This window comes from Shewanella sp. GD04112 (genome assembly GCF_029835735.1).
Classification (GTDB): domain Bacteria; phylum Pseudomonadota; class Gammaproteobacteria; order Enterobacterales; family Shewanellaceae; genus Shewanella.
Genome location: NZ_JAOEAL010000002.1, coordinates 1 through 15,845 on the forward strand (window position 1 = coordinate 1; position 15,845 = coordinate 15,845).

Sequence of the window (15,845 nt, forward strand, 5' to 3'; positions counted from 1 at the left end):
ATGGGTTCATGTGCAGCTCCATCAGCAAAAGGGGATGATAAGTTTATCACCACCGACTATTTGCAACAGTGCCGTGTACATCGAAATACGGCTTATCAGGCGTTAAAAGATGCTTGCGATGACTTGTTTGCAAGACAATTCAGTTATCAGAGTCTTAGTGAAAAAGGTAACACTATTAATCACAAATCAAGATGGGTGAGCGAGGTGGCTTATATTGATAATGAAGCTGTCGTTAGACTTATTTTTGCCCCTGCTATTGTGCCTTTAATTACTAGGTTAGAAGAACAATTTACAAAGTATGAAATACAACAAATAAGTAATTTAACAAGTGCTTATGCTGTTCGTTTATATGAAATATTGATTGCATGGCGTAGTACTGGAAAAACGCCTCTCATAACTATGTATGATTTTAGACAAAAAATAGGTGTACTCGAGACTGAATACAAACGAATGTATGATTTTAAAAAATATGTTTTAGACATTGCATTAAAACAAGTAAATGAACATACCGATATTATTGTCAAAGTTGAACAGCATAAAACAGGTAGATCTATTACTGGTTTTTCATTTAGCTTTAAACAGAAAAAATCAGCCACGCATTCAGTCGAATCTAAAAGAGATCCGAATACATTAGACCTCTTTTCAAAAATAACAGATAAACAACGCCATCTATTCGCCAACAAGCTCTCAGAGCTTCCTGAGATGAGTAAATATTCACAAGGCACAGAAAGCTATCAGCAGTTTGCTGTACGTATAGCTGCCATGCTGCAAGATGCAGAGAAATTTAAGGAATTACTTCCTTTACTCAGAAAATTAGGATTTCAATGACATTGTTAATTGAAATTGTTAAGTTAACAGTCAGGTATTAACACAAGTTGAAAACTGGTTTACATAATGAAAAAACTGTCAGTTTCAGAGTTAGCTAAGCTTTATGGATATTCAAGACAAGCCATATATGCACATATAAACAAAGGAAATTTATCTAAAGGATCTGATGGATTAATTGACTTTTCAGAGGCCCTAAGAGTTTTTGGGGAACCACAAAAAAAAGAGGATACAGTCAATCAAAGTCAATCAATTAACAGTCAAAACTTGACAGAAGTTGACTTACTAAAACGTCAAGTTGACATACTGGAAAAACAATTAAATCAGGCAATACAGAGAGAAAATCAATCTTTAGAACGTGAATCGTTTTATCAAGAACAGATTGAAGCTATGCAGCGCTTACTAGAAGCACCAAAAGCCAATATGACTACCTTTACCGATCAGAGCTTTAAACAGGATATAGCAACGGATCCTCGGTCGGAACTAGCAACGAACTATGACGAATTGACTACTCCTCAGCAAGACAATAAGCGTATTCCTATCCCGGAGCATGTTGAACCAGAACAGAAGAAGAGAGGCTTCCTAAGCCGCTTTTTCCTTCCATATGGTTAGCCAAGACTCCAGTTTTTTGAAGAGCCAATTTCAGTGCAAGCACTTGAAATAATGACTCCTCAAAAAACCGGATGATGTTTATTAAAACTGAATAAAACCGTGGAACATCGCTCAATTAGTGATCGTGGAACATGAATAATCAATAAAAAGCCGTTCTGGTGCCCTATACTCCAGAACGGCTTACGTTAATATAATGATATTTAAAGAGAAATATCAAGCATTTCGTATAAGAAATTTTATGTTAAATGATTGTTAGAAATGCCCCTTGATCGAGGCATTTTCTATAAAGAATACTAAAAACTAATTAAAGCCAACCAAGTTTCAAAACAAGGCAGTTCTCAGCAATCATATTTTTAAATTATATAACTCCCAACTGAGCTTTTGCTCCAACGATAAGGCTTTCATTTTGAGTTTCTAAGGCAAATAAACCATACATCAAAGGAGAGGCCGCTGCTCTTTCTAAAGTCTGTTCATATAGTTTATTCCAAACTTTACCCCCTAGTTTTTCATACTCGATGATTAGAGTTTTGAGGCTTTCTTCTCCAAACAAAGTTACATGCCCAGCAAAATCAATCGCTGGGTCATCTATATGGGCTGTTGACCAATCAATAACGCCTGAAACAGCTCCATCCTTTGAAGCTAGTACATGCCCAGCATATAAATCGCCATGTATAAATTGGGTGAAATCTGCCCATAGAACATCATTATCCAACCATTTTCTGTAGCGGGTTTCCAATTGCTCACTTATACCAATTTCAGATTTTACTAACTGCAAATTGTTTGCTATTTCAGGTCTTAAATCTGAAGGTTTCATAATTTTCAAATCATTTTCCCGAACTTCTTTTTCAGGAATACTATGGATTTCAAATAAGGTTTTTGCCAAAGATGTTATGTATTTCGGGCTATCTTTGTCCATATTCCAAATTATTTCATAGGTTTCAGCATCCAAATTTAAAACAGGATTATCTTTAAGTATGGGATAAGCCACTAATTCTGTAGATGAAATTCTCCAATCAGGAACCTCTACAGAAAGATGTTTTTTTACCAATTCTAAAATGCGTTTTTCTTTCTTGATTTGTTCCCTCATGCCATCACGACGAGGAATACGCAGCAACCATTGTTGCCCCTTTGTATCAAGAGCAAAAACGACCTTAAAATCAATGCCCATTTCATTGAAATTCATTTTGTCCGTAAGCAACAAGCCGTGTGCTTCAGCAAGTGATTGAATATCTTGAATTGTCATTTTTAATTTCCTTTAAAGAGTTCAATAATTAATGTTCGGATTAGATTGGCTATCATTAACAATCTCTCTCAAAAGTCTTGATGATTTTGTGGTCTTTGATCTCGTAGATAATGTCAGCAATATTATCGACCAATTGCTTGTCATGAGATACGAAGATAATAGTTCCTGCATAGGACTTCATCATTGTTTCTAATGCGGCAATACTTTTTAGGTCAAGATAGTTTCCTGGTTCATCCATAAGCAAAATATTATATTTTCCTAAAAGCATTTTGGATAAAAGCAGTTTGATGATTTCACCTCCCGATAAGTCGGATAAGTTTTTTTGAATATCATTCGCTCCGATCCCCATTGAAGCCAATACTGCACGAATTTCCGCAACTGTGTACTCGCACTCTTCCTGCATAAAGGAGAGCACAGATTTATGCGTGTTAAATTTATATCCTGTTTGTGTAAAGTAGCCAATTTCAGCTTTTGGAGATATGGTTAATCCATCAGCACGTTCTGATATCATTTTTAACAAGGACGTTTTCCCTGTTCCATTCGATCCAGTTATAGCGACTTTAGCGCCAAGCGGTATTATAAAGTTAGCGTCATCAAAGATAGTACGGCTACCAAATTTTAAGCTCAGACCATCTGCCGTAATCGGGAACTTATTGTGCAGTTCTAGGGCTGAACTTTGACGAAAACGAATAGAACGCAAATGCTCTGGTGCTTGAATATCTTCTAATGCAGCCAAACGCTTTTCCATACTCTTAGCTGCCTGATACAGTTTTCTTTGCTTGGTGCCAGTCATTTTTGCATGCCCAAGTCGTCCAGCACTTTCGGTAGAGTTTTTGGATTTTTCTCCTTTTTTCTTATTGTCTAATCGATTAGCTTGCTGGCGTTTTTCTTGCACAGCAGATTCTAATCGCTCCCGTTCCTTCATCATCAGCTCATATTCTACGGCTTGGTGTTGTCGCTCTTCTTCTTTTTGACGCAAGTAATCCGAGTAACCACCCCAATATTCCGTAATTTTACCGTCTTTTAACTCCCATATCTTGTCTACAACCATATCAAGAAAATATCGGTCATGACTGATAACAAGTAATGCTCCATCAAATGCTTTAAGTTGACCAATAAGTAGATCTATTCCATTGAGATCAAGGTGGCTGGTTGGTTCATCCGCTAGAATGCCATGTACTTGTTGGGAAAATGCGGCAGCAATTTTTGCACGAGTTTCCTCTCCGCCACTCATTGTGTCGTTTTGTACATTGGAAACACCAAGGCGAGATAACATTGCCCGGTCTTCGACCGTTTCTATTTCGATTCCGCCCAGTTGGCTGATATGTGCAAAATCACCAAAACGCTGTAATGTCGCTTCGGCTAAAACAATTTCGCCATTAAGTACTTTGAGTAAACTACTCTTTCCTGCTCCGTTATCACCCACAAGACCAATACGGTCATAAGAGTGAATTTCCAATTCATCAATATCCAAAACATCACGCCCAGCATAATCCAAGCGTATGTTTCTCGCTTTAATAATTAAACTCATTTTTATTTACTCCTGTTTAGCTCTTGAAATTTTTTATGCAGCAAACAGGATTTAGGTGAAAACAAAAGCTAGCATCACAGTGTCCTCCCAAAAAAAAAGCTATTCATCCACAGGGTGGACAAATAGCTAGTCAATTAAGTTATAACTGGAAACTATGCACTAAAAGCATACTTATAAATTAAGCATACTTTTACTTTATATATCCGCATATATTCTTAAAGACACAACAAAAGCCCACCATTATAAAATAGTGTCACTATGCAAATAGTTGTGTCTTAACGAATGCGGATAGAATGCATAAACTTACCTAAAAAATAAAATTCAGTTTTATGATAACTTTACTGTTAAAAGAAGTCTAGACAACCTTGTTTTATGCTTGGATATAAGGCTTATTTTAGGCACTGTTGCAAAGTTAGCGATGAGGCAGCCTTTTGTCTTATTCAAAGGCCTTACATTTCAAAAACTCTGCTTACCAGGCGCATTTCGCCCAGGGGATCACCATAATAAAATGCTGAGGCCTGGCCTTTGCGTAGTGCACGCATCACCTCAATACCTTTGATGGTGGCGTAAGCCGTCTTCATGGATTTAAATCCCAGCGTGGCGCCGATTATCCGTTTCAGTTTGCCATGATCGCATTCAATCACGTTGTTCCGGTACTTAATCTGTCGGTGTTCAACGTCAGACGGGCACCGGCCTTCGCGTTTGAGCAGAGCAAGCGCGCGACCATAGGCGGGCGCTTTATCCGTGTTGATGAATCGCGGGATCTGCCACTTCTTCACGTTGTTGAGGATTTTACCCAGAAACCGGTATGCAGCTTTGCTGTTACGACGGGAGGAGAGATAAAAATCGACAGTGCGGCCCCGGCTGTCGACGGCCCGGTACAGATACGCCCAGCGGCCATTGACCTTCACGTAGGTTTCATCCATGTGCCACGGGCAAAGATCGGAAGGGTTACGCCAGTACCAGCGCAGCCGTTTTTCCATTTCAGGCGCATAACGCTGAACCCAGCGGTAAATCGTGGAGTGATCGACATTCACTCCGCGTTCAGCCAGCATCTCCTGCAGCTCACGGTAACTGATGCCGTATTTGCAGTACCAGCGTACGGCCCACAGAATGATGTCACGCTGAAAATGCCGGCCTTTGAATGGGTTCATGTGCAGCTCCATCAGCAAAAGGGGATGATAAGTTTATCACCACCGACTATTTGCAACAGTGCCCCGTAGAACAAGCAGGCATCACGAAGCCCGCCACACCGCACACCCTCCGCCACTCGTTCGCGACGGCCTTGCTCCGCAGCGGTTACGACATTCGAACCGTGCAGGATCTGCTCGGCCATTCCGACGTCTCTACGACGATGATTTACACGCATGTGCTGAAAGTTGGCGGTGCCGGAGTGCGCTCACCGCTTGATGCGCTGCCGCCCCTCACTAGTGAGAGGTAGGGCAGCGCAAGTCAATCCTGGCGGATTCACTACCCCTGCGCGAAGGCCATCGGTGCCGCATCGAACGGCCGGTTGCGGAAAGTCCTCCCTGCGTCCGCTGATGGCCGGCAGCAGCCCGTCGTTGCCTGATGGATCCAACCCCTCCGCTGCTATAGTGCAGTCGGCTTCTGACGTTCAGTGCAGCCGTCTTCTGAAAACGACAATGGAACCAAAAACCAACGTAAGCCCTACCGCCCATCCAGCCTATGGAGGCATCTTGCAGGGACAACGCATCGGTTACGTCCGAGTCAGCAGTTATGACCAGAACCCGGAACGCCAACTTGAGCAGGTCGAGATCGGCAAGCTGTTCACCGACAAGGCCTCAGGCAAGGACACCCAGCGCCCGCAACTGGAGGCTATGCTCGGATTCGTCCGCGAAGGCGATACCGTGGTGGTGCACAGCATGGATCGCCTGGCGCGCAACCTCGACGATCTGCGCCGTCTGGTGCAAAAGCTGACCAAGCGCGGTGTACGCATCGAGTTCTTGAAGGAGGGGTTGGTGTTCACCGGCGAGGACTCTCCCATGGCCAACCTCATGTTGTCGGTCATGGGTGCCTTTGCCGAGTTCGAGCGCGCCCTGATCCGCGAGCGGCAGCGCGAGGGCATCGCCCTGGCCAAGCAGCGCGGTGCCTACCGGGGCCGCAAGAAAGCCCTCTCCGACGAGCAAGCCATCACGTTGCGGCAGCGGGCCGCTGCGGGCGAGCCGAAGGCTCAGCTCGCCCGCGAGTTCGGCATCAGCCGTGAAACCCTCTACCAGTACCTTCGCACGGACGACTGAACCATGCCGCGTCGCTCGATTCTCTCGGCCACTGAGCGAGACACCTTGCTTGCGCTGCCAGAAAGCCAGGATGACCTGATCCGCTACTACACCTTCAACGACTCCGACCTGTCGCTGATCCGCCAGCGGCGCGGCGACGCCAACCGCCTGGGCTTTGCGGTGCAGCTCTGCCTGCTGCGCTACCCCGGCTACGCACTGGGTACTGACAGTGAGCTGCCCGAGCCGGTCATCCAGTGGGTGGCCAAGCAAGTTCAGGCCGACCCGGCGAGCTGGGCGAAGTACGGCGAACGCGACGTGACTCGCCGCGAGCACGCCCAGGAACTGCGCACCTACCTACAACTGGCCCCGTTCGGCCTGTCCGACTTCCGCGCCCTGGTGCGCGAGCTGACCGAGTTGGCCCAGCAGACCGATAAGGGTTTGCTGCTGGCCGGCCAGGCGCTGGAGAGTCTGCGGCAGAAGCGGCGCATCCTGCCGGCGCTGAGCGTGATTGACCGGGCCTGCTCGGAAGCCATTGCGCGGGCCAATCGCCGGGTCTACCGCGCCCTCGTCGAACCACTCACGGACTCGCATCGGGCCAAGCTGGACGAGCTGTTGAAGCTCAAGGCCGGCAGCAGCATCACCTGGTTGACCTGGTTGCGGCAGGCCCCACTAAAACCGAACTCCCGGCACATGCTCGAACACATCGAGCGGCTGAAGACATTTCAGCTGGTGGATTTGCCCGAAGCTCTGGGCCGGCACATCCACCAGAACCGCCTGCTCAAGCTGGCCCGCGAGGGTGGGCAGATGACGCCCAAAGACCTCGGTAAGTTTGAGCCGCAGCGGCGCTACGCGACCCTGGCCGCCGTGGTGCTGGAGAGTACGGCGACCGTGATTGATGAGCTGGTCGATCTGCACGACCGCATCCTGGTCAAGCTGTTTAGCAGCGCCAAGAACAAGCATCAGCAGCAGTTCCAGAAGCAAGGCAAGGCGATCAACGACAAGGTGCGCCTGTACTCCAAGATCGGCCAGGCCCTGCTGGAGGCCAAGGAAAGCGGCAGCGATCCCTACGCCGCCATCGAGGCGGTGATTCCCTGGGACGAGTTCACCGAGAGCGTCAGCGAGGCCGAGCTGCTGGCCCGGCCGGAGGGCTTCGACCATCTGCACCTGGTTGGCGAGAACTTCGCCACCCTGCGCCGCTATACGCCGGCCTTGTTGGAGGTGCTGGAACTGCGCGCCGCCCCGGCTGCGCAAGGCGTGCTGGCGGCCGTGCAGGCCCTGCGCGAGATGAACGCCGACAACCTGCGCAAGGTGCCGGCCGATGCGCCCACCGCCTTCATCAAGCCGCGCTGGAAGCCGCTAGTGATAACCCCGGAAGGCCTCGACCGGCGCTTTTACGAAATCTGCGCCCTGTCCGAGCTGAAGAACGCGCTGCGATCCGGCGACATCTGGGTCAAGGGCTCGCGGCAGTTCCGCGACTTTGACGACTACCTGCTGCCGGCAGAGAGGTTCGCCGCGCTCAAGCATGCGCAGGCTCTGCCCCTGGCGATCAACCCGAACAGCAACCAGTACCTGGAAGAGCGCTTGCAGCTGCTGGACGAGCAGCTGGCCACCGTCACCCGCCTGGCCAAGGACAACGAGCTGCCCGATGCCATCCTCACCGAGTCGGGGCTGAAGATCACCCCACTGGATTCCGCGGTGCCCAATACCGCGCAGGCGCTGATCGACCAGACCAGCCAGTTGCTGCCGCGCATCAAGATCACCGAACTGCTGATGGACGTGGACGACTGGACGGGCTTCAGCCGCCACTTCACCCACCTGAAGGACGGTGCCGAGGCCAAAGACCGGACATTGCTGCTGTCAGCGATCCTGGGCGATGCGATCAACCTCGGGCTGACCAAGATGGCCGAGTCGAGCCCCGGCCTGACCTACGCCAAGCTATCCTGGCTGCAAGCCTGGCACATCCGAGACGAAACCTACTCGGCGGCCCTAGCCGAGCTGGTCAACCACCAGTACCGTCATACCTTCGCCGCTCACTGGGGCGACGGAACGACCTCTTCTTCCGATGGCCAGCGCTTCCGGGCGGGCGGTCGGGGTGAAAGCACCGGGCACGTCAACCCGAAGTACGGCAGCGAGCCGGGGCGGCTGTTCTACACCCATATTTCCGACCAGTACGCACCGTTCAGCACCCGCGTGGTGAATGTCGGCGTGCGCGATTCCACCTATGTGCTTGACGGCTTGCTGTACCACGAGTCCGACCTACGGATTGAGGAGCACTACACCGACACGGCTGGCTTCACCGATCACGTCTTCGCCCTGATGCACCTGCTGGGCTTCCGCTTCGCACCGCGCATCCGCGACCTCGGCGAAACCAAGCTGTATGTTCCGAATAGCGTCCAGGACTACCCGACATTGCGCCCAATGGTTGGCGGCACCCTGAACATCAAGCATGTCCGCGCCCACTGGGACGACATCCTGCGCCTGGCCAGCTCGATCAAGCAGGGCACCGTCACTGCCTCGCTGATGCTGCGCAAGCTCGGCAGCTACCCGCGCCAGAACGGTCTGGCCGTGGCCTTGCGCGAACTGGGCCGGATTGAGCGCACACTGTTCATCCTCGACTGGCTGCAAAGCGTAGAGCTACGTCGCCGCGTGCATGCCGGACTGAACAAGGGCGAGGCGCGCAACTCCCTGGCCAGGGCGGTGTTCTTCAACCGCCTCGGCGAAATCAGGGATCGGAGCTTCGAGCAGCAGCGCTACCGGGCCAGCGGTCTCAACCTGGTGACGGCCGCCATCGTGCTGTGGAACACGGTGTACTTGGAACGCGCCACCCAGGCGATGAGCGAAGCGGGGAAGTCGGTGGATAGCGAGCTGCTGCAATACCTGTCGCCGCTGGGGTGGGAGCACATCAACCTGACCGGCGATTATGTCTGGCGGCAGAGCCGCAGGCTGGAGGACGGGAAGTTTCGGCCGCTAAGGCTGCCCGGAAAACCTTAACGTACGATTTTTTCCGTTTTCTCTATTCGCCCCTTTGTTGAGATATGACCCGCTCCCCGGATCATGGCTTGGCCTTCTTCGCGACCCTGGCTACTGCACGGGCCGCCTTGAGGCACTCATCGAACACTTTCCCCTTTGCGAAGCTGGGTGTTCGGTCGAAAAAGAAGGTGGCTTCTTTCACCCCCAGCGAGACCGCATGAGGGGGAAATTCCTCCTTCTCCAGCGTTGCCTTGATGTGCTTGGCAATGAACTCGCGTGGGTGCATGGATGCCTCCGTTCTTCCAGAAACTGGTCTCATCACACAAACGACAGGCAATAGGAGTCCGTGACCCGCTGTCGGGCCGCTATCGCTTGTGGGATAAAGGCCCCGTTGACGGGGCCAGGAGAGAGCTGTAACCACATGCATTGCACCTGTGGTGGTGGCTTGAGCACTTCACAGTGAGTCAGCCGTTCTTGCTGTCGGTACCGGTGCGCCCTCACGGGCAGACCTACCATTCGAAACGGTCGCCTCTCGGCGAGGGCCTGGGTGGCGCTTCACAGCGGGACCAGGCATCCGCTTAACCCTGCGGTGGGAGATGTGATCACCTCCTTGGGGTGGTCATATCGGTTGGTTGTGGTGGCCGGGTCTGACACCGGCCGAGGTCTAGGGGGCATCCCTACGAATGCCGGTTGGCGCAAAGACCTTCCCATTCACCACAACCGTGGATTGCATTGGTCTCCGGGTCTCTCGTGCGGTACCCCATGGGCCTTGGCTCACCTGCAATGCAATCCCGGTTGTGTCCCGGCCTTTCACCGGGTGGGTGGCTGGGGAGTCAGACCCGCCACTCGCTGTGTTCGCTATCACTTCAACTGTGCTGTCTTTCCAGCTGTCAGCCGGTCACTGCCTTAATTTCCATTCACCTTGGTCGGCATGCATTCCAGCCTTGCCAAGGGAGAGCGGGGAGGTTAGTCAGCCCGGTTGCCGGTGTTATTTCCCCAAGCGGTTTGTTGCCACCGCTGCCAGTGTTGTGCTGGTCCTCCGGCTGGGGTTGTCCATCGTGCGAAATCAATTTGCTAACTATTGGTTAGCATATGCTTGGTTTGCTTTAAGTCAACACCCAAAAGTTAGTTTTTCAATTTTTTAATTCAGGGTCAGTTGGTGCAAGCTGTGGTGACGCAAAGGAAGGGGTAATTTTCGGATCATTGCCCTGCCGCCCGTTGCTCCGAACCACTGGGAGCTGGACCCCAACGATCTCGGGTGTGACGATGGACCTGTACTGAGGGGGCTGTGGGTCGTACCCCGATTCGCATGAGGATTGAATATAACCGACGTGACTGTTATATTTAGGTGGCTAAACCCGTCAAGCCCTCAGGAGTGAATCATGACCGTAGTCACGACCGCCGATACCTTCCAACTGTACGCACTTGCAGCCCGACATGGGCTCAAGCTCCATGGCCCGCTGACTGTCAATGAGCTTGGGCTCGACTATAGGATCGTGATCGCCACCGTCGACGATGGACGTCGGTGGGTGCTGCGCATCCCGCGCCGAGCCGAGGTAAGCGCGAAGGTCGAACCAGAGGCGCGGGTGCTGGCAATGCTCAAGAATCGCCTGCCGTTCGCGGTGCCGGACTGGCGCGTGGCCAACGCCGAGCTCGTTGCCTATCCCATGCTCGAAGACTCGACTGCGATGGTCATCCAGCCTGGTTCGTCCACGCCCGACTGGGTCGTGCCGCAGGACTCGGAGGTCTTCGCGGAGAGCTTCGCGACCGCGCTCGCCGCCCTGCATGCCGTCCCCATTTCCGCCGCCGTGGATGCGGGGATGCTCATCCGTACACCGACGCAGGCCCGTCAGAAGGTGGCCGACGACGTTGACCGCGTCCGACGCGAGTTCGTGGTGAACGACAAGCGCCTCCACCGGTGGCAGCGCTGGCTCGACGACGATTCGTCGTGGCCAGATTTCTCCGTGGTGGTGCATGGCGATCTCTACGTGGGCCATGTGCTCATCGACAACACGGAGCGCGTCAGCGGGATGATCGACTGGAGCGAGGCCCGCGTTGATGACCCTGCCATCGACATGGCCGCGCACCTTATGGTCTTTGGTGAAGAGGGGCTCGCGAAGCTCCTCCTCACGTATGAAGCGGCCGGTGGCCGGGTGTGGCCGCGGCTCGCCCACCACATCGCGGAGCGCCTTGCGTTCGGGGCGGTCACCTACGCACTCTTCGCCCTCGACTCGGGTAACGAAGAGTACCTCGCTGCGGCGAAGGCGCAGCTCGCCGCAGCGGAATGAGCGAACGTCGATATAGCCCGCTCGCGACGCTGTTCGCGGCGACCTTTCTCTTCCGGATCGGCAACGCGGTGGCGGCCCTCGCGCTTCCATGGTTCGTCCTGTCTCATACAAAGAGCGCGGCCTGGGCGGGCGCCACGGCCGCTAGCAGCGTCATCGCGACCATCATCGGCGCGTGGGTTGGTGGTGGCCTCGTCGATCGGTTCGGGCGCGCGCCCGTCGCATTGATCTCGGGTGTGGTGGGCGGCGTGGCCATGGCGAGCATCCCACTGCTCGATGCCGTTGGCGCCCTCTCGAACACTGGGCTGATCGCTTGCGTGGTGCTCGGTGCCGCGTTCGACGCACCCGGTATGGCCGCGCAGGACAGTGAGCTGCCCAAACTCGGCCACGTCGCCGGGCTCTCCGTTGAGCGCGTCTCGTCACTGAAAGCGGTGATCGGGAACGTCGCGATTCTAGGTGGCCCGGCCCTTGGGGGGGCCGCAATCGGCCTGCTTGGCGCTGCGCCAACGCTCGGGCTGACGGCGTTCTGCTCCGTCCTTGCAGGTCTGCTCGGCGCGTGGGTGCTTCCCGCGCGTGCCGCTCGGACGATGACCACGACGGCGACTCTCTCCATGCGCGCCGGCGTCGCTTTTCTCTGGAGCGAACCCCTGCTGCGCCCTCTCTTTGGTATAGTGATGATCTTCGTGGGCATCGTTGGCGCCAACGGCAGCGTCATCATGCCTGCGCTGTTTGTAGATGCAGGACGCCAAGTAGCAGAGCTCGGGCTGTTCTCCTCAATGATGGGGGCTGGTGGTCTCCTTGGCATTGCCATTCATGCGTCGGTCGGCGCCCGGATATCAGCGCAGAACTGGCTGGCGGTGGCATTTTGTGGCTCTGCGGTGGGCTCGCTTCTGCTTTCACAGTTGCCAGGCGTGCCGGTGCTGATGTTGTTGGGCGCGCTCGTGGGACTGCTGACCGGCTCAGTCTCTCCCATTCTCAACGCTGCCATCTACAACCGCACGCCGCCAGAACTTCTCGGCCGGGTACTCGGCACGGTCTCGGCGGTGATGCTGTCAGCCTCGCCCATGGTTATGCTTGCGGCCGGCGCGTTTGTCGACCTTGCTGGTCCGCTCCCTGGCCTCGTTGTATCGGCCGTGTTTGCGGGGCTCGTGGCTCTACTCTCGCTCCGTCTTCAATTTGCTACAATGGCGGCGGCAGCCACAGCCTCCGCCCCAACCCATACAGAAGGTGAACACTGATGCCCCGCCCCAAGCTCAAGTCCGATGACGAGGTACTCGAGGCCGCCACCGTAGTGCTGAAGCGTTGCGGTCCCATAGAGTTCACGCTCAGCGGAGTAGCAAAGGAGGTGGGGCTCTCCCGCGCAGCGTTAATCCAGCGCTTCACCAACCGCGATACGCTGCTGGTGAGGATGATGGAGCGCGGCGTCGAGCAGGTGCGGCATTACCTGAATGCGATACCGATAGGCGCAGGGCCGCAAGGGCTCTGGGAATTTTTGCAGGTGCTCGTTCGGAGCATGAACACTCGCAACGACTTCTCGGTGAACTATCTCATCTCCTGGTACGAGCTCCAGGTGCCGGAGCTACGCACGCTTGCGATCCAGCGGAACCGCGCGGTGGTGGAGGGGATCCGCAAGCGACTGCCCCCAGGTGCTCCTGCGGCAGCTGAGTTGCTCCTGCACTCGGTCATCGCTGGCGCGACGATGCAGTGGGCCGTCGATCCGGATGGTGAGCTAGCTGATCATGTGCTGGCTCAGATCGCTGCCATCCTGTGTTTAATGTTTCCCGAACACGACGATTTCCAACTCCTCCAGGCACATGCGTAAACGGAGGTGTGCAGAGTCCCTGCGGCAGGCGACGAACACGACCGTCGTCGATTAGTACCGGTACGGTCGGTGGTATCGAAGTCTTGATCACCACTCAGGTCTACGGCTTACAAATGGTGACCATCCCGATACTTGCGTCAGAGCACCGGGCCGATTCTTTGACAGTGAATCACTCCCGTAAGGTTGTGCCGGTGTGGGTGTCCCGGGTCGAGACGATACTCCGCCAATGCGCCCAGCAAACAACCTGGCCATCGCAGGTGGTGGGGAGCGGTGTGGCGGATGAGTTGGACAAGTTGGTGTAGCAGCACGAGCACGGCGAGATAACATCGCAGGAGTTCGACATGCTCAAGAGACAGCTGATTGCGAATCGCGATGCAGATTCATAACCCGATTGCGGGTTGGCTTCACTCCACCATCACCGAGCAGACTAGCACGGCGGGCTCTGTTGCAAAGATTGGCGGCAGTCAGAGGTAGGCTGTCGCTCTGCGCCGATCAGGCGGCTGCTGCGAAATGGTGGTTGAGCATGCCCATGGCCTCCGTCAGCGCCGAGGGCCCAATGCCAAAAGCTCTCTCCACAAGGCGCACCTCGCCCCTGATGCCGGGCTGCAGGCACCAGGGGCGAGCCTGTCCTTTGCGCAGGGCTCGCATGACTTCGAATCCCTTGATCGTGGCATAGGCCGTGGGGATCGATTTGAAACCGCGCACCGGCTTGATCAGTATCTTGAGCTTTCCGTGATCGGCCTCGATCACGTTATTGAGATACTTCACCTGCCGGTGGGCCGTCTCCCGGTCCAGCTTTCCTTCGCGCTTCAATTCGGTGATCGCTGCACCATAGCTCGGCGCTTTGTCGGTATTGAGCGTGGCAGGCTTTTCCCAGTGCTTCAGGCCTCGCAGGGCCTTGCCCAGGAACCGCTTCGCTGCCTTGGCGCTGCGGGTCGGCGACAGGTAGAAATCGATCGTGTCGCCCCGCTTGTCGACTGCCCGGTACAGGTAGGTCCACTTGCCCCGCACCTTGACGTAGGTTTCATCCAGGCGCCAGCTCGGATCAAAGCCACGCCGCCAGAACCAGCGCAGCCGCTTCTCCATCTCCGGGGCGTAGCACTGGACCCAGCGATAGATCGTCGTATGGTCGACCGAAATGCCGCGTTCCGCCAGCATTTCCTCAAGGTCGCGATAGCTGATCGGATAGCGACAATACCAGCGCACCGCCCACAGGATCACATCACCCTGGAAATGGCGCCACTTGAAATCCGTCATCGTTCCGTCCGTCCAATCTCCGCCAAGCATGCTCAAGCTTCACGATTTTTGCAACAGAGCCCACACGAGTATTGAGCATAGTCGAGATTGGTGCAGATCACTTCTGATATTGAACTGTCAGGAGCTGGCTGCACAACAGCCATTACGCCCAATCAACTGGTGCAGTCGTCTTCTGAAAATGACATTTGGTATCTCTCATAAACGGATGTTTTTGAGAGAACTATCTTCGGCCTTCACACGCACGAAAGGCGGCGAAGCTCCGCCGTTAATCCGTCCGCCGGAGATCTCGCCCAGGCAGGCTGAAGGCCGAGCAAGCCTGACAGGCCCGAAAAGCCCGGCACGGGCGTCGGCGGCGATGACGGCGGCGGCATTATCCAGGGTTGATGATGGAAGTGGAGGATATCGACAACCTCTCGCGCAACCAAGACATCGCGGTCGGACTGCAAGTGATCTTGAAGCCACGGGCCCGTCCCACCCCGACATGGACCTCGATGCCCGAACGGACGTTAGATTTCGAGTTCTAGGCGTTCTGCGATGAAGGTTGGATCCCAGCCGGGATTGAAAGTGTCGACGTGGGTGAATCCGAGCCGCTCGTATAGGCCACGCAGGTTCGGGTGGCAGTCGAGCCGCAGCTTGGCGCACCCCTGCGTTCGCGCGGCATGGCGGCAAGCCTCGATCAGCGCGGAGCTGACACCCCGGCCCGCATGTGTCCGTCGCACCGCGAGCTTGTGCAGATATGCGGCCTCCCCCTTGAGGGCGTCGGGCCAGAACTCGGGATCCTCGGCCGACAAGGTGCAACAGCCGACGATGCCGTCGCTGCAACTCGCGACTAGGAGCTCGGATCTCAGGACGAAGGTCTCCGCGAATGTCCGGTCGATCCGCGCGACGTCCCAGGCGGGCGTTCCCTTGGCGGACATCCACGCCGCAGCGTCGTGCATCAGCCGCACAACCTCGTCGATATCACCCGAGCAGGCGACCCGAACGTTCGGAGGCTCCTCGCTGTCCATTCGCTCCCCTGGCGCGGTATGAACCGCCGCCTCATAGTGCAGTTTGATCCTGACGA

At 54.3% G+C, this 15,845-nt stretch carries 13 protein-coding genes and 1 pseudogene; 8 read left to right on the forward strand and 6 right to left on the reverse strand.

What is annotated here, in order from left to right; translation table 11 throughout:
- Together repM and N7386_RS21420 are read left to right on the forward strand one after the other, a co-directional pair.
- Positions 1–828 (forward strand): replication initiation protein RepM (gene repM, locus N7386_RS21415; RefSeq protein ID WP_000534216.1); only part of this gene is annotated, 828 nt, incomplete at its 5' end.
- 66 nt (positions 829–894) lie between these two features.
- Positions 895–1,437, forward strand: coding sequence for a plasmid replication DNA-binding protein (locus tag N7386_RS21420; RefSeq protein ID WP_004896925.1), 543 nt, complete (start codon positions 895–897; stop codon positions 1,435–1,437).
- A gap of 358 nt (positions 1,438–1,795) precedes the next feature.
- Here N7386_RS21420 and N7386_RS21425 read toward each other — a convergent pair whose 3' ends face one another.
- The 3 genes from N7386_RS21425 to N7386_RS21435 form a co-directional block, all read right to left on the reverse strand.
- On the reverse strand, positions 1,796–2,680 hold the full coding sequence (locus N7386_RS21425; RefSeq protein ID WP_000155092.1) for an Mph(E) family macrolide 2'-phosphotransferase: 885 nt from the start codon (positions 2,678–2,680) through the stop codon (positions 1,796–1,798).
- A gap of 55 nt (positions 2,681–2,735) precedes the next feature.
- The gene (msr(E), locus tag N7386_RS21430) at positions 2,736–4,211 is read right to left on the reverse strand and encodes an ABC-F type ribosomal protection protein Msr(E) (RefSeq protein WP_000052512.1); all 1,476 of its coding nucleotides are present in this window, start codon (positions 4,209–4,211) and stop codon (positions 2,736–2,738) included.
- A 449-nt stretch (positions 4,212–4,660) separates the two neighbouring features.
- Entirely contained in the window at positions 4,661–5,365 is a 705-nt protein-coding gene (locus N7386_RS21435; RefSeq protein WP_001067855.1) for an IS6-like element IS26 family transposase, read from the reverse strand.
- A gap of 65 nt (positions 5,366–5,430) precedes the next feature.
- Between N7386_RS21435 and N7386_RS21440 the strand changes: the two are divergent.
- From N7386_RS21440 to N7386_RS21450, 3 genes and pseudogenes are all read left to right on the forward strand, one after another.
- Positions 5,431–5,652, forward strand: a pseudogene (locus tag N7386_RS21440) (tyrosine-type recombinase/integrase); the annotation flags it as partial.
- Positions 5,653–5,908: 256 nt separating this feature from the next.
- Positions 5,909–6,469: a recombinase family protein gene (locus N7386_RS21445; RefSeq protein WP_034064682.1), complete on the forward strand. Its 561-nt coding sequence runs from the start codon at positions 5,909–5,911 to the stop codon at positions 6,467–6,469.
- Positions 6,470–6,472: 3 nt separating this feature from the next.
- Positions 6,473–9,439 carry a Tn3 family transposase gene (locus N7386_RS21450; protein ID WP_034064681.1) on the forward strand — a complete coding sequence of 989 codons (2,967 nt, stop codon included), beginning with the start codon at positions 6,473–6,475 and terminating at the stop codon, positions 9,437–9,439.
- A 61-nt stretch (positions 9,440–9,500) separates the two neighbouring features.
- Here the strand turns inward: N7386_RS21450 and N7386_RS21455 are convergent, their stop codons facing one another.
- Positions 9,501–9,704, reverse strand: coding sequence for a hypothetical protein (locus N7386_RS21455; RefSeq protein WP_000553518.1), 204 nt, complete (start codon positions 9,702–9,704; stop codon positions 9,501–9,503).
- A gap of 1,096 nt (positions 9,705–10,800) precedes the next feature.
- Here N7386_RS21455 and N7386_RS21460 point away from each other — a divergent pair.
- From N7386_RS21460 to mphR(A), 3 genes are read left to right on the forward strand one after another with little or no spacing between them, the layout of a single operon-like run.
- Entirely contained in the window at positions 10,801–11,706 is a 906-nt protein-coding gene (locus N7386_RS21460) for an Mph(A) family macrolide 2'-phosphotransferase (RefSeq protein ID WP_000219387.1), read from the forward strand.
- Positions 11,703–12,941, forward strand: a complete 1,239-nt coding sequence (gene mrx(A), locus N7386_RS21465) for a macrolide resistance MFS transporter Mrx(A) (protein ID WP_000004159.1) — start codon at positions 11,703–11,705, stop codon at positions 12,939–12,941. The genes N7386_RS21460 and mrx(A) overlap by 4 nt, the downstream gene beginning before the upstream one ends.
- Positions 12,941–13,525 carry a macrolide-binding transcriptional repressor MphR(A) gene (gene mphR(A), locus N7386_RS21470; protein WP_001137892.1) on the forward strand — a complete coding sequence of 195 codons (585 nt, stop codon included), beginning with the start codon at positions 12,941–12,943 and terminating at the stop codon, positions 13,523–13,525. The genes mrx(A) and mphR(A) overlap by 1 nt, the downstream gene beginning before the upstream one ends.
- Positions 13,526–14,017: 492 nt before the next feature.
- Here mphR(A) and N7386_RS21475 read toward each other — a convergent pair whose 3' ends face one another.
- Both N7386_RS21475 and N7386_RS21485 read right to left on the reverse strand, forming a co-directional pair.
- A complete protein-coding gene (locus N7386_RS21475; protein WP_001389365.1) occupies positions 14,018–14,782 on the reverse strand; it encodes an IS6-like element IS6100 family transposase in 765 nt (254 codons plus the stop codon).
- Positions 14,783–15,288: 506 nt separating this feature from the next.
- A complete protein-coding gene (locus tag N7386_RS21485) occupies positions 15,289–15,789 on the reverse strand; it encodes a GNAT family N-acetyltransferase (RefSeq protein WP_000376623.1) in 501 nt (166 codons plus the stop codon).
- Between the last annotated feature and the right edge of the window lie 56 nt (positions 15,790–15,845).